The sequence below is a fragment of the Parabacteroides sp. KHUB-02 genome, from assembly GCF_056640955.1.
In genome coordinates, this window is sequence record NZ_JBWQEV010000001.1 from 2,307,531 (window position 1) to 2,322,000 (window position 14,470).

12 protein-coding genes are annotated in these 14,470 nt (G+C 48.4%); 11 read left to right on the top strand and 1 reads right to left on the bottom strand.

Annotated elements, in window-relative coordinates:
• Positions 1 to 137 precede the first annotated feature (137 nt).
• The 9 genes from ACYIA1_RS10135 (at position 138) to bioD (ending at position 9,192) form a co-directional block, all read left to right on the top strand.
• A complete protein-coding gene (locus ACYIA1_RS10135) occupies positions 138 to 1,205 on the top strand; it encodes a DUF4831 family protein (protein ID WP_005854780.1) in 1,068 nt (355 codons plus the stop codon).
• A 26-nt stretch (positions 1,206 to 1,231) separates the two neighbouring features.
• Complete coding sequence (locus tag ACYIA1_RS10140) at positions 1,232 to 2,887, top strand: peptide MFS transporter (RefSeq protein ID WP_048927647.1); 1,656 nt, start codon at positions 1,232 to 1,234, stop codon at positions 2,885 to 2,887.
• A 17-nt stretch (positions 2,888 to 2,904) separates the two neighbouring features.
• Positions 2,905 to 3,369 carry a hypothetical protein gene (locus tag ACYIA1_RS10145; RefSeq protein WP_480335173.1) on the top strand — a complete coding sequence of 155 codons (465 nt, stop codon included), beginning with the start codon at positions 2,905 to 2,907 and terminating at the stop codon, positions 3,367 to 3,369.
• A 6-nt stretch (positions 3,370 to 3,375) separates the two neighbouring features.
• Positions 3,376 to 4,359, top strand: coding sequence for a biotin synthase BioB (gene bioB / locus ACYIA1_RS10150; RefSeq protein ID WP_272059156.1), 984 nt, complete (start codon positions 3,376 to 3,378; stop codon positions 4,357 to 4,359).
• Positions 4,356 to 5,636, top strand: a complete 1,281-nt coding sequence (gene bioA / locus ACYIA1_RS10155) for an adenosylmethionine--8-amino-7-oxononanoate transaminase (protein WP_480335175.1) — start codon at positions 4,356 to 4,358, stop codon at positions 5,634 to 5,636. Before bioB ends, bioA begins: the two co-directional genes overlap by 4 nt.
• Positions 5,637 to 5,666: 30 nt before the next feature.
• On the top strand, positions 5,667 to 6,830 hold the full coding sequence (locus tag ACYIA1_RS10160) for an 8-amino-7-oxononanoate synthase (RefSeq protein WP_121961166.1): 1,164 nt from the start codon (positions 5,667 to 5,669) through the stop codon (positions 6,828 to 6,830).
• A gap of 44 nt (positions 6,831 to 6,874) precedes the next feature.
• Entirely contained in the window at positions 6,875 to 7,540 is a 666-nt protein-coding gene (locus ACYIA1_RS10165) for a DUF452 family protein (RefSeq protein WP_121961165.1), read from the top strand.
• Positions 7,531 to 8,292, top strand: a complete 762-nt coding sequence (gene bioC / locus ACYIA1_RS10170) for a malonyl-ACP O-methyltransferase BioC (protein WP_122382520.1) — start codon at positions 7,531 to 7,533, stop codon at positions 8,290 to 8,292. Before ACYIA1_RS10165 ends, bioC begins: the two co-directional genes overlap by 10 nt.
• Before the next feature lie 219 nt (positions 8,293 to 8,511).
• A complete protein-coding gene (gene bioD, locus ACYIA1_RS10175; protein ID WP_005864849.1) occupies positions 8,512 to 9,192 on the top strand; it encodes a dethiobiotin synthase in 681 nt (226 codons plus the stop codon).
• Between the two features lie 7 nt (positions 9,193 to 9,199).
• On the opposite strand, the gene ACYIA1_RS10180 is transcribed toward bioD, so the two are convergent.
• Entirely contained in the window at positions 9,200 to 9,592 is a 393-nt protein-coding gene (locus ACYIA1_RS10180; protein WP_005854762.1) for a YkvA family protein, read from the bottom strand.
• Between the two features lie 237 nt (positions 9,593 to 9,829).
• Between ACYIA1_RS10180 and ACYIA1_RS10185 the strand changes: the two genes are divergently transcribed.
• Both ACYIA1_RS10185 and ACYIA1_RS10190 read left to right on the top strand, forming a co-directional pair.
• Positions 9,830 to 12,916, top strand: a complete 3,087-nt coding sequence (locus ACYIA1_RS10185; protein ID WP_057326686.1) for a SusC/RagA family TonB-linked outer membrane protein — start codon at positions 9,830 to 9,832, stop codon at positions 12,914 to 12,916.
• 33 nt (positions 12,917 to 12,949) lie between these two features.
• Positions 12,950 to 14,437 (top strand): RagB/SusD family nutrient uptake outer membrane protein, encoded by a 1,488-nt coding sequence (locus ACYIA1_RS10190; protein ID WP_057326685.1) that lies wholly within the window; start codon positions 12,950 to 12,952, stop codon positions 14,435 to 14,437.
• The last annotated feature ends 33 nt before the right edge of the window (positions 14,438 to 14,470 follow it).

Genomic DNA, 14,470 nt, shown 5'->3' on the forward strand with positions numbered 1-14,470 from the left:
GAATCCCGAACAATGCGAATCTAGAAATTCTTAATGTTGTCCGGGATTTTCATGCAATAAGAATACTTCCAATTGGTTTTAAGCAAAATATTTCCTAGTTTTGCGCAATAATATACAGAATTAAAATAAACTGGGATATGAAGAATATAATCATTATAGCTAGTTTACTCCTCGGAATGCCGCTTATGGCACAAACCAAGGTGGTAAAAAAGAACGCCGTAAAAGCCAATAATTTCGGAATCACCTACTCGTTGCCCAAGACCTCGCTAGTCGTAGACGCCGAAGTGACGAAAGTAACTTGCAAAGCCGGGCCTTACTATCAATATGCAGAGAAGTATCTAGGCGTAAAGGATGCGGTCACGGAAGACAAGGTTTATTTCGATCTCGGAAAAATCAGTCTGATCAACCGGGGATTACCCGATGCGGATAATACCTATATCGTAGAATTCAAACAAGGTACGGTCGCCCCTTACGCTTATCTTACCGAAGATGGATTATTATGCTCGATAAACGCAGAATATACACCAGTTGAATCCGAGCTAGATGCCGCAAAGAAAAATAAAGGCTCCCAACAAAAAGTGACAGACGCTTCCGTTTTCTCAGAGGAATTACTAATGGCAGGCTCCACCGCCAAACAAGCGGAGGTGGCCGCTAAACAAATTTACCGTATCCGGGAAAGCCGTTTGAACATCTTGACCGGCGAGGCGGATAATTTACCTCCCGATGGTGAAGCCATGAAACTGGTGATCCAGCAATTGGAGGAGCAAGAAAAAGCATTAACAAACCTATTCACCGGAATCTTGACCAAAGAAACCGAGCATTATGAGGTAAGTATCATCCCCCACGACAACCTAGACAAAGAAGTATTGTTCCGTTTCTCCAAGCAGCTAGGTATCGTAGACGCTGACGATTTGGGCGGTACCCCTGTCTATATGAACTTGAAAGCGACAGAAAGAGCTCCGATCCTTGATGCCAAGGAAGCCGAGAAGAAAGACAAATCATTGAAAGGAATCGTCTACAATGTTCCGGGAAAAGCCAGCATAGAAATACTAATGAACAAAAAAACACTCTACAAAGGAGAGGCCCAAATCACTCAATTCGGAACACGGGAAGGATTAGCCCCTGTTATGTTTGAGGATAAGAAAGCCCCTGTCAAGGTTCTTTTCTATCCGGAAACCGGCGCCATAAAGCAAATTATTCAATAAGTATAAACTAATATTATCTAAAACACATGTTACAAGGACAACCTAAAGGTCTCTATGCCCTAGCACTCGCGAACACGGGCGAACGCTTCGGTTATTACACGATGCTTGCGATTTTCACATTATTCTTGCAAGCGAAATTCGGCTATACGGCCGCTGAGACATCAACGATTTTCGCTAGCTTCTTAGCGTTCGTGTATTTTATGCCATTGATTGGCGGTATGATGGCCGATAAGTTCGGTTATGGAAAGATGGTTACCTCGGGTATCATCATCATGTTTGTCGGTTATCTTTTATTAGCCATCCCAACAGATGCCGCCTCGGGAAAAATCATGATGTTCGGCTCGCTAGCGCTAATCGCTTGCGGTACCGGATTATTTAAAGGTAACTTACAAGTGATGGTAGGTAATCTTTATGATGCCCCGGAATATAGAAGTAAACGTGACCAAGCCTTTAGTTTGTTTTATATGGCGATTAATATCGGTGCCATGTACGCACCTACGGCTGCCACGAAAATGACAGACTGGATGTTGGGTAAGTATAACCTTTTCTACGAGTCACAAATTCCGGCACTCGCTCACCAATTCTTAAACGGAACCATCTCCGCAGAGAACAAAGAGGCACTCGCCGCTCTGCAAAGCGCACAAGGTTTCACCGGCGATATGGCTACGTTCTGTTCCACGTATATCGAGAAGTTGTCCGAGGCATACAACTATGGATTCGGTGTGGCTTGTATCTCATTGATCATATCGATGGCTATCTATATGGGATTCCGCTCTACCTTTAAGCATGCGGATGTCAACACCAAACAGGCACAGGCTTCCCACGCTCCGCAAGAGGAATTGTCACCTGCCGAGACGAAACAACGTATCACCGCCTTGCTGCTGGTATTCGCCGTGGTATTGTTCTTCTGGATGGCTTTCCATCAAAATGGTCTGACAATGACGTTCTTTGCTCGCGACTATACGGCCAACCAAGTGACCGGACTGGATCGTATCGGCTTTGATGTGATTAACTTAACATTATTGGTTATCGCCGTGTATGGGGGATTCGCTATCGCACAATCCACAACGAGCAAAGGTAAGACGATCGCCAGCATCGTGACCGTGGCCGCATTAGCCGCTCTAGGTATCAAATATATGGCTCTGCCGGAAACCGTAACGATCCTTCCGCAGACCTTCCAGCAATTTAACCCGTTCTTCGTGGTTGTATTGACTCCGGTATCGTTGGCGATCTTTGGTTATCTGGCTAATAAGAAGAAAGAGCCGTCCGCTCCTCGTAAGATCGGATTGGGTATGATGATCGCCGCTTGCGGTTTCTTGATCTTGGCGATCGGTTCTATGGGCTTGCCTACACCGGACGCTTTAGCGGCGGATAGCAAATTGCAGGTATTGGTTTCTCCGAACTGGTTGATCTCAACTTATCTGGTATTGACCTTCGCCGAATTATTGCTTTCTCCGATGGGTATCTCTTTCGTATCCAAAGTGGCTCCTCCTAAATACAAAGGTATGATGATGGGGGGGTGGTTCGTGGCTACGGCTATCGGTAACTATCTGGTCGCTATCATCGGCTATTTGTGGGGAGGCATGCAGTTATGGATGGTATGGAGCGTGTTGATCGTTCTTTGTTTACTGTCCGCGTTGTTCATGTTCTCTATCATGAAGAAACTGGATAAAGTGGCTTGACAATTGAAAATTAGAGGATGAGAAAGTCGTATACATATCGTTCGCAGGCACTCCGTTTCAGAAGATGGAGCCGGAAGGCGTATGCGGCTTTCATCAGTGTACAGAGGGCTGTTACGATCGGACAATTATCCTTTTCTGTAGCCGATCGCTTCGAGAAAAAGAACCAGTCTTTACATACCGGTATCGGTACGTTCACGGACGGATTTTTCGAAGAGGATGACGAGGAGAGGGAGAATACCGAGGAGAACAAACGGAGCCTCGCGGTATCGCATGGACTGTTTACGGCATTACTCCCGGTATTGGTATCAAATGAGATCGCTCATCCGGCTCATCGTGTAGCTCACTATACATTATATAATATAGTAAAGGCGGGAAGTATTCTTTCGGATACTTTCCGCCTTTCTTATTTCCATCCGGTTGTAGAGACGGGACGTGCCCCGTCTCTACAACTGGGTATATATATACACGGAATTATTAAATGAGAGAAAATGACAATAGAAGAAGCAAAGCAGTACATCCTAGAGGGTGGGAAGATTACTGAGGAACAGGCTTTAAGCTTGGCGAATCACCCGGACAAAGAGGCGCTTTACAAGGCCGCCCACCAAATCACCCGCCATTTTATGGGGAATAAGTTCGACACTTGTTCCATCATCAACGCCAAAAGCGGTAATTGCAGCGAGGATTGTAAATGGTGCGCGCAGTCGGGACATTACAAGACCCTCGTAAACTTATATCCTTTGCTTCCGGCCAAGGAATGTGTCTATCATGCGGTATATAACCGGAAACAGGGTATCCGGCGTTTTGCCTTGGTGACTAGCGGCAAGCGAGTATCGGATAAAGAATTGGAACAGATCACCGATACGATCCGGCAAATCAAGCGGCAAAGCGATATTAAATGCTGTGCCTCCATGGGATTGCTAACCCGCTCCCAACTCCAATCGCTTTACGATAGCGGAGTGGAGAATTATCACTGCAATATCGAGACCGCCCCTTCCTATTTCCGTCAACTTTGTTCCACGCATACGATCGAGCAGAAGATGGAAACCATCCATACCGCCCGGGAAATCGGTTTCCGCATCTGCTGCGGTGGTATTATCGGCATGGGCGAGACGATGGAGGAGCGAATCGAGATGGCTTGTTTCTTACAGCAAGAAGGTGTCTTATCCATCCCTCTCAATTTATTACAGCCGATACCGGGAACTCCTATGGAGAATACACAGATCCTAGAAGAAGAGGAATGGCTAACAACGATCGCCCTTTTCCGCTTGATCAATCCGAATGCATTTCTCCGTTTCTCCGGCGGACGGGCACAATTAAGCGAGGCCACGCAACGGAAATCCCTATATATAGGGATTAACTCCGCGATCATCGGAGACTTATTAACGACTATCGGAAGTAAGGTAGAGGAAGACAAAGTCTTATTTACCTCCGAAGGCTATTCACTCACCGAAAACACCGATTGGGAAAAATGACAACAACCGAACTTTTACAATACGACCGGGATCATCTATGGCATCCCTACACCTCGACCATCGATCCACTTCCCGTCTATCCGGTATCCAAAGCGGAGGGCGTAACGATAACCCTTGCGGACGGCAGGGAGCTAATAGACGGAATGTCTTCTTGGTGGGCGGCAGTCCACGGATACAACCATCCGGTACTTAACGCGGCGGCTAAAACCCAACTGGATAAGATGAGCCATATCATGTTCGGGGGATTCACGCACGAGCCGGCTGTCGAGTTGGCCGCTAAATTACTACCGCTATTGCCCCCTTCCCTAGAAAAGATATTCCTAGCGGATAGCGGCTCGGTCGCCGTGGAGGTAGCCTTAAAGATGGCGATCCAATACTGGCAGTCCAAAGGCATACCGGGAAAACATATCTTCGCCACGATCCGTAGCGGTTATCACGGGGATACTTGGCACGCCATGTCGGTATGCGATCCGGTGACAGGTATGCATGGGATCTTCTCCGGAAGCCTACCCATCCAATACTTCATACCTCAACCTTCGGTCCGATTCGGCGAGGAATGGAGAGAGGAGGCCATGGCTCCCTTGCGGGATTTACTAGAGCGGCATGCCGACGAGATCGCCGCCTTGATCTTGGAACCGGTCGTACAGGGGGCAGGAGGTATGTATTTCTACTCCCCCACTTTCCTCATTCGTGCCCGGGAACTTTGCGAGCGGTATAACGTCTTATTGATATTCGACGAGATAGCGACAGGCTTCGGACGTACCGGAAAGTTGTTCGCATGGGAACATGCGGGAGTCGAACCCGATATCATGTGTATCGGAAAGGCATTGACGGGAGGTTATCTTACGCTTTCCGCCACGATCACGACAAAGCCGATAGCCGACACGATCTGTTCCGGCGAGGCGGGATGCTTTATGCATGGACCTACGTTTATGGGAAATCCCTTGGCATGCGCTATCGCTTCGGCCTCGATCTCTTTATTGATCGCCAGTCATTGGCAGGAGAAAGTGAAGCTTATAGAGGAACAATTGCGGGCGGAGTTAGCGCCAGCCGCCAAACTGCCTGAAGTCGCTGAGGTACGGGTATTGGGGGCGATCGGGGTGATCGAGATGAAGCATCCGGTGGATATGGCGGTATTGCAACGTCGATTCGTAGAGGAAGGGATATGGGTACGTCCATTCGGACGGCTGGTTTATCTCATGCCTCCTTTCGTTATCTCCACGTATGAACTATCCAGACTAACCTCCGGATTATTGAGAGTATTAACGCATAATTAACATATCTACAACCGGGTAATATATAGATATATGAAATCATATAACGAGCAACTTACGGCTTTACGAGCCTCCGGGAATCTTAGGCACCTACCGGAAGTCGAGCATCAAGGAATATGGATATTAAAAGAGGGAATGCGTATGCTGAATCTCTCTTCCAACGATTATCTTGGATTAGCCAGCCGGCAGGATTTACAAGAGGAGTTTCAAGCATCCACACAAGACCGCTTCTATCCCTACTCCTCCTCATCATCCCGCTTGCTGACGGGTAATTTCTCCGTCTATACGAAACTGGAGAAACAGATCGCCCGCTCCTTCGACCGGGAAGCCGCATTGATCTTCAATAGTGGCTATCATGCCAACACCGGAATCCTCCCGGCCTTAACCGATAAACAGACCTTATTACTCGCCGACAAGCTGGTGCACGCCAGCATCATCGATGGCATCTTGCTGAGTGGTTCCCCATTCCTCCGTTACCGCCACAACGACTATGACCAACTGGAACGCCTCGTACAAAAGAACGCCTGTCAATACGAGACGATCATCATCTTGACCGAAAGCATTTTCAGCATGGACGGGGATGTAGCGGACTTAAACCGCCTGATAGCTATCAAAAGGCAATATCCCAATATCCTATTGTACGTAGACGAGGCTCATGCCATCGGAGCCCGTGGAAAGACGGGGCTAGGTATCGCCGAGGAACAAGGCTGTATCCAAGAGATCGATCTATTGGTCGGTACTTTCGGCAAGGCGTTAGCGTCTATGGGGGCCTATTTGGTTTGTTCCCGTACGATACGGGAATATCTGGTCAATACGATGCGACCGCTCATATTCAGTACGGCCCTGCCACCGTTCCAAATCGCATGGACTTCCTTCATCTGGGAGCAACTCCCCTCGTTCACGAAGGAACGGGAGAATCTTCTAGCGTATAGCCGATTGCTGGCGGAGGCTTTAACGGGCAAAGGAGGCGAGATCAGCCAAAGCCACATCATCCCTTTCATTGTGGGAGAGAGCGAGGATTGCGTACGGAAAGCGGAAGAGCTACAACGAAAAGGCTTCTACTGCCTCCCCGTTCGCCCGCCGACAGTGCCCAAAGGTACCTCCCGTATCCGCTTCTCCCTTACGGCAAACCTCACGATAAAAAATATGCATCAACTGATTGTAGAGACGGGGCGTGCCCCGTCTCCCACCGACTGATAGAGAACTGGATAGATAGTATGTATATAAATTGAATTGATAGTATGTATATAGATAAGATAATAAATAAGCGATCCCCTAGTCTGATCCTCTGTCTCGCCGGCTGGTCCACCTCGCCGGAGCTTTTCCGCCATCTGGAAGTACCGGAGCAGACAGACCTATGGATTGCCTACGATTACAGGACGCTCGCATTCGAAGAGACATTCGCCCCCTATAAAGAGGTACATCTGGTCGCTTGGTCTCTAGGCGTATGGGTAGCCACCCGGCTCTGGGCAGGCCACCGATCCTTTACCACGGCGACCGCCCTGAACGGTACCCCTTTTCCCATGCACGATACGCTAGGCATCCCGACCGCGATTTTCGAGGGAACCCTCCATCAAATCAGCGAGGAAGGCATGCGTCGCTTTAACCGCAGGATGTGCGGAGACAAGGAGACATTCAATCGCTATTCGGAACTCTCACCACGTCCGCTGGAAGAGATCAAGGAGGAACTGGAATCTCTATATAATCAGATCCTCCCGGAAAAGCTCGAATCAGCCGATCCGCGGATATCCGCCTTCTGGGATCAAGCCATCCTGTCCACCGAAGATAAGATATTCCCGGCAACCAACCTCCGGAACTACTGGCAAGGCCGTTGCCCCATCCAAGAGATCAAGGCGCCTCATCTTCCTTTTTACCACTATCAATCATGGAACGAATTATGGAAGTAATCGAACAAGAACGGATCCGCCGGCGTTTCAGCCAAGCGGTGAATACATACGACGATCACGCGGAAGCCCAAAAACGGATATGCGCCCATCTGGTACAGCTATTGACCGTATACACCTCCTCTCATTTCCGCAGGGTGCTGGAAATCGGTTGCGGAAGCGGCGGATTCACCCGTTTATTAAAACAAGAATGCCAAATCGAGGAATGGGTACTCAACGATCTTTGCGAGACTTGGCAAAGCGCCATCGAGGAGTTGTTTCCTTCCGCCCCTCCTCTATTCTTGGCCGGTGATGCCGAGCGACTGGCTTTTCCCGGCACGTTCGACTTGATTGCCTCGGCCTCCGCCCTGCAATGGATGAAAGACCTTCCGCGTTTCCTCCATAAGCTATCGTCCACCCTATCGCCCGGAGGCATACTGGCTTTCAACACCTTCACGCCGGACAACCTTCACGAGATCAAGGAACTGACCGGAGAAGGGCTCACCTATCCTACCGCCGGACAATTAAGGGAGTGGTTATCCACCTACTTCCGGATCGTCCATGAAGAGGAAGGAAATATCGCCCTGACCTTCCAGCATCCGCTGGAGGTGCTGAGACATCTAAAGTACACGGGTGTCACGGCCAACGCCTCTCGCGTCTGGACACGGGGAAAACAGGAACGTTTCTGCTGGGATTATCAAGAGAGATTCCCCTCGGCGGATGGTGGAGTCACATTAACTTACCGTCCACTCTATATCTTAGTGGTCAAAAGATAAAGGTGAAGTAGGTCGCCTCTTCCGAGGTATTGATCCTTTCACCTATATGATATGATCGTATCACAAGGGTGAAACGATCTTTTCACCTAGGTGATACGTTCTTTTCACAAGGGTGAAAAGATCAATAGCACAGAAGAAAAGGAATAAATCTCTTAGAGACAAGGGGTAATATCCATAGAGACAAAAGATTAATCAAGCAACTATTTAAACAACAGAACAATGAGCCATCAAACGAAAGAAAATGTATTATTTATCTCCGGCATAGACACGAACGTCGGAAAGACCGTAGCCACCGGAATGATCGCCAAGGCATTGGCGAAAGCCGGAAAGAAAGTGATCACCCAAAAGATGATACAGACCGGATGCGAGCACGTATCAGAGGATATAGAGGCACACCGCCAAATCCAAGGGATACCCTTTACCGACGAGGACACACGAGGGTTGACTTGTCCTTATATCTTCACCTATCCTTGCTCTCCCCATATGGCGGCGGCGAAAGATGGAAGACGTATCGATTTAGACACGATCACCCAATCCACCCGGCGATTGCGAGAGACCTACGAGTATGTATTACTGGAAGGAGCCGGAGGACTGATGGTGCCGAACGACATGGAATCCCTTACGATCGATTATGTGAAGGAACAGGCGTATCCCTTGATACTAGTCACGTCCGGCAAGCTGGGAAGTATCAATCATACTTTGCTCAGCCTGTACGCCTGCGAGCGATACGGCATCGAGGTAAAAGCCATCGTCTATAACCAATATCCAAGCATCGACCCGCTGATCGAGGCGAATACCTTGGAGTATCTAAAGGCCAAATTCCCGGAAATCCCCTTAATCCTCCTTCCGGAAATGAAAAAGGGAAGCGAGGAGCTTCCCGATATTCGCCCGTTGCTATAACACCCTATCAAGCCGGATCAGGAAATAGATCCAGTATTTTCTGATCCGCTTTTCTCCGGATCTCCGGTGTAATGCTATCCTTCACCATTTTCAATACGAAAGTCATCACCGCCACATCGTCCGTGAAGCCGATAATGGGGAGCACGCTCTCCGGGATCAAGTCGAAAGGCAGTATAAAGTACCCTAAAGCCCCGATTATATAAGCCTTATGTTGAAGAGGCACCTTTTCATCCTGCAACATATAATACAGCGTGAAGACAGGACGCAATACCGTAGCCCCCACTTTCTTCGCTACCCGCTCTATCTTCTTCCAGAAACTCTTCTCCGAGAAATAAGTCCCATATCTTTGTATCTCATGTACTTCCTCGAAAGGAACATCCTCAATCTTTCTTGTGTCCATAAACGAATCCTATTAAATCATCTTTCACAAAGATAACAAGTAGTGTAGAAAAATTGCACATCAAATGAGGAAATATTACACAATGCCACCTCCACACCCGTATTCAAAGCTTTTCGTAATAATCTCATAAGAAAACAATTATAAAGAAACCTACAGGATTTATCACATCTGGCACGCCTTTTTCAGATAATCCTTTAGTTAGTATAGGTATTAATAAGACGTTTTAAACAAAAAGAGATGAGAAATGTAAAAACATGGGGCATACTATTCCTATGTCTACTTCTATTGCCCGGGGTAGCGTATGCCCAAAAAAGACAGATCGAAGGAACGGTGATTTCCCAAGAGGACAAGGAGCCTCTGATCGGAGCGACCGTTATCGTAAAAGGGAGCCTGTCGGGAGCGGAGACCGATCTCGACGGGCATTTCACGCTGGAAGTTGATCCTGACGCCAAATTCATTATTGTCGATTACATCGGCATGAAGCAGACCCAAGTACCTATCCCGAAAAACGGTATCTTAAACGTGGCTTTACAACCGGAGGCGATGAACCTCGATGAGGTCGTGGTAACCGGTTACGGTAACTTCTCACGTTCTTCCTTTACCGGTTCCGCCAACACTTTACGGGCTGACCTGCTGAAAGAGATGCCGGTGGTTTCCATAGAACAGAAACTACAAGGCATGACCTCCGGTGTCAATATCACGGGAAGCTCCGGGCAACCGGGAGCGAACGCATCCATCCGCATCCGTGGTATGGGCTCGTTCAACGCATCGAACGAACCTTTGTTTGTGATAGACGGAGTTCCCGTCACCTCGGGAAACCTAAGTACCGGAAGCGGTTCGGAGGCCTCCTACATGAACAATGCCAAGACCAACATCATGAGTACGATCAATCCTTCCGATATCGAGAATATCACGGTTATAAAGGATGCTGCCGCCGCCTCCCTTTACGGTTCCCGTGCGGCCAACGGTGTTATCTTGATCACGACCAAACAAGGATCGAAAGGACGTACCCGGGTCACGTTGAACGCTAGCGCCGGATTCTCGGACGCAGCGGTAGACTTCCGCCCGACCCTCAACGGAGAGCAACGCCGGGAACTACTTTATGAAGGCTTGGTTAATTACGCGCAAGACCAGATCGCCAAAGATCCCGCATCTTTCACCCAGACTCCGGAAGAGTACGCCAACGCCAATATCGGGACGTACACCTCTGTTCCCGCCTTAGGCTATACCGATTGGAAAGACGTGTTGATGAGACAGGCCGTACATCAAAATTATGAGGCTTCCGTTTCCGGTGGCTCCGAGAACACGACGGTCTACAGCTCCTTGGGTTATCAAAAACAAGAGGGTCTGGTGGAGAACTCATCGATGGAACGGTACTCCGGACGCTTTAACGTGCAACAAAAGATCGGCAAACGAGGCGAGGCCGGAGCGAACCTCATGTTCTCGCAAGTGAATCAAGAGATGAACGAGGAACGTACATCCAGTATCAATCCTTTCTATTGCATGGCAGTAGCCACTCCTCCCTCCTACCCGGTATTTAACGAGGATGGTTCCTACGCCAATACCTATCCCGGAACGAACGTAAATCCTTTGCGGGATATGCGTACCGACTATAACCGGGTTCGTATGACCCGTATCTTCGGTACGGCGCACGGTGCGGTAGAGATTATCAAAGGACTTAAATTAAAGGAAGTACTCAGCTATGATTATAGCATCCAGAAGGATGCCCGCTATTTCAACGCATTAAGCGGGGCGGGTCCCAAGAGCGGTAGCGATGCCCAATCGTCCAAAGGTTTTATCGAATACGGGAAATTGATCTCCTCTACCTCGTTGAACTACGTGAGGACATTCGCCAACAAACATCATCTGGATGTACTAGCCGCTTATGAGGCGGAAAGTTTCCAGACGGATAAAGCCGCCGGTGAGAAAAGCAAGATGCCGTCCGACCAATTATTCGAGCCGGACAATGCCGCCGTTATAAACAGTTTCGTATCCTCTACACAGGATTATCGGTTGCTTTCTTATCTAACCCGCTTGAATTATGATTACGACAACCGGTATTATATCGCCGGAAGTTTCCGCCGGGATGGTAGTTCCCGATTGGCGCCGGAGCATCGCTGGGGTAATTTCTGGTCGGTCTCAGGCATGTGGCATCTGGGAGCCGAGGATTTCATGAAAGCCGTAAAGCCGGTGTTGAGCGATGTCAAGATCCGTGCCTCTTATGGCGTGAACGGTAATCAGCCGGGATCTTATTACGGTTATATGGGCTTATATAGTTACGGAAAGAACTATATGGATAACCCCGGTTCGTATGAAAGCACACAAGCCAATCCCAATCTAAAATGGGAGAAGAACTATAATATGAACCTCGGACTAGACCTCGCGTTTATCGATCGCATCTTCGTAACGCTCGAGTATTACAATCGTGACACCAAGGATTTGCTTTACAACCGTCCGATCAGCGCCACGACCGGATTCCTGAACTATCTGGGTAATCTGGGGCAGTTAAACAATAAAGGTGTCGAGCTGGAGGTTCGTTCCTTGAATATCTCGAACGCAGATTTTAATTGGACTACGGTATTGAACTTGACACATAACAAGAATAAGATCGTGGCCCTTGATGGTAATCTCGATCAAGTGGTAGAAAGTAGTTGGTTTATCCGGAAAATAGGATTGCCATTCAATACATTCTATGTAAAGGAATTCGCCGGGGTAGATCCCTCGAGCGGAAATGCGCTGTATTATAAAAATACGGAAGACGAGAACGGCAATCTAGACCGCACCTTGACCCAAGATGTCAATGAGGCGCAAGCGGTTCCTTATAAACAAGTAGATCCGAAGATATCCGGCGGCCTTACCAATATCCTTTCTTATAAATGGTTCGACTTGGCCTTTACGCTCTCTTATTCATTGGGCGGCTATTCTTTCGACAAGACCGGTACGTATATCGAGACAGACGGAGCCAGCGAAGGAAACCGCAACCTGCCCATCTATGAGTTAGACCGTTGGCAAAAGCCCGGTGATATCACCGACATTCCCCGTTTCGTATTGGGACGCTCCGACAAAGTGAGCGGTGGTTCCTCTCGCTTCGTACATAGTACGGATCACTTGCGGTTAAAGAACCTGACGTTCGGGTTTACCCTGCCTCATAACTGGACCGATAAAGTCTTGCTGGATAAAGTCCGTGTCTATTTCTCCGGCAGCAACTTGCTGACTTGGGCGAAATGGAAGCAATATGATCCGGAAGTGCCCGTATCCGGCGAGGTATTCTGCGAGACACCGCCCATGCGAACCTTTAGCTTCGGCGTGGAAGTTAATTTCTAAACACAACAATTCATTCGATAAAAAAGAAATACAATGAAATGGTCAATTAAATATATCGTAAGCGCTCTTCCTTTCTTATTCACGGCTTGTTCCGGAGATTGGCTGGATCTGGATCCCTCCACTTCCGTAACCAGCGATAACGCTATTCAGTCACTGGAAGACGCTAAAACCGCATTAAATGGAATCTATCGCATAGCATCCGAGCATAGTTATTATGGAGACAACTACCTCTATTATGCCGACTGCCGTGGCGAAGACGTACAAGCTCGTATTGACAAAGGTCCCGGCAGACGTGTATCTCCGTACTATCTGTTCAACGTAGCCGCCGACGACGCTTTTAATATCACGAGAGTATGGAACCAACCCTATATCGTGATTCATCAAGCGAACAGCTTAATCGAGAAAATAGACAACGGTAGCGTCCAAACCTCCGACACGCAAGAAATCGCCCGTATAAAAGCAGAGGCGTTGGCTATGCGTGGCTTGGCCTTATTCGATTTAACCCGCCTCTTTGGCATGCCTTATACACTGGATAATGGGGCGTCCTTGGGTGTGCCCATCGAGATCAAGACGGAGTTGCCGACTCACCAACCGTCTCGCAACACGGTAGCCGAATGCTACAACCAAGTGATCAAAGACCTGACCGAAGCCTTACCCAACCTTGTTACAACCAAATCCGACGGTCACCAAAATGTATGGAGCGTGAAAGCACTTTTATCTCGTATCTATTTATATATGAACGACAACGAGAACGCCCTTAAATACGCTCAAGAAGTAATCAATAACGGAGGTCTTTATACCTTGTTCACGCACGATGAGTATACCTCCGTATGGGGAAAAGACTTCAATTCCGAATCCCTGTTCGAGTTCTACTTTACGCTTACCGAGCCTTCCGGCGGTAGTGGCGGAGAAGGCGCTCCCATGGTATATGCCGATAACGTGAAAGATTGGAACAATTTGGTCTTGACGAAAGATTTCTTGGATTTACTGGGTGAAGACCCGGATGATGTTCGCCATGCCTTATGCCGCTTACCTCAAAAACCGGACGAGGATATCCTTCCAACTGGTTCGACCGGACATCCTAAATATCTGACGAAGTATCCCGGAAAAACAGGAGATGTATTGACCGGCAATCCGCAAGACAATGACCTATGCATCATCCGTCTGTCCGAGATATACTTAAATGCGGCCGAGGCGGCTTTCAAGCTAGGAAAACGTAGCGAGGCGTTAGGCTACCTGAATCAAATCGTAAGCCGAGCCAACCCCAATAAATCCGTTAGCGACTCCGAGCTTTCCCTAGAGAGAATCCTTAAAGAACGCCGCAAAGAATTGGTTGGCGAAGGACATGCGTTCTTTGATTACATGCGTAACAATATTCCGGTAATCCGCAAGGGCGGTTGGCATTTGCCGCAATTACCTACCGACGCACAGGTGATCAACGCTTCCGATCCCCGGGTAGCACTCCCGATTCCGCAAAGCGAGATCGACGCAAACCCGAATATCGTACAGAATAAACGGTAACCAACAAGAAAAAGGGGAATGGCATTAAAACCA

Bases quoted from the DNA above. Each gene is read 5' to 3' on its own strand.
- ACYIA1_RS10190 (WP_057326685.1), top strand. From the start codon at position 12,950: ATGAAATGGTCAATTAAATATATCGTAAGCGCTCTTCCTTTCTTATTC.
- ACYIA1_RS10135 (WP_005854780.1), top strand. From the start codon at position 138: ATGAAGAATATAATCATTATAGCTAGTTTACTCCTCGGAATGCCGCTT.
- ACYIA1_RS10185 (WP_057326686.1), top strand. From the start codon at position 9,830: ATGAGAAATGTAAAAACATGGGGCATACTATTCCTATGTCTACTTCTA.
- ACYIA1_RS10160 (WP_121961166.1), top strand. From the start codon at position 5,667: ATGAAATCATATAACGAGCAACTTACGGCTTTACGAGCCTCCGGGAAT.
- bioB (WP_272059156.1), top strand. From the start codon at position 3,376: ATGACAATAGAAGAAGCAAAGCAGTACATCCTAGAGGGTGGGAAGATT.
- ACYIA1_RS10145 (WP_480335173.1), top strand. From the start codon at position 2,905: ATGAGAAAGTCGTATACATATCGTTCGCAGGCACTCCGTTTCAGAAGA.
- bioD (WP_005864849.1), top strand. From the start codon at position 8,512: ATGAGCCATCAAACGAAAGAAAATGTATTATTTATCTCCGGCATAGAC.
- ACYIA1_RS10180 (WP_005854762.1), bottom strand. From the start codon at position 9,592: ATGGACACAAGAAAGATTGAGGATGTTCCTTTCGAGGAAGTACATGAG.
- ACYIA1_RS10140 (WP_048927647.1), top strand. From the start codon at position 1,232: ATGTTACAAGGACAACCTAAAGGTCTCTATGCCCTAGCACTCGCGAAC.
- bioC (WP_122382520.1), top strand. From the start codon at position 7,531: ATGGAAGTAATCGAACAAGAACGGATCCGCCGGCGTTTCAGCCAAGCG.
- bioA (WP_480335175.1), top strand. From the start codon at position 4,356: ATGACAACAACCGAACTTTTACAATACGACCGGGATCATCTATGGCAT.
- ACYIA1_RS10165 (WP_121961165.1), top strand. From the start codon at position 6,875: ATGTATATAGATAAGATAATAAATAAGCGATCCCCTAGTCTGATCCTC.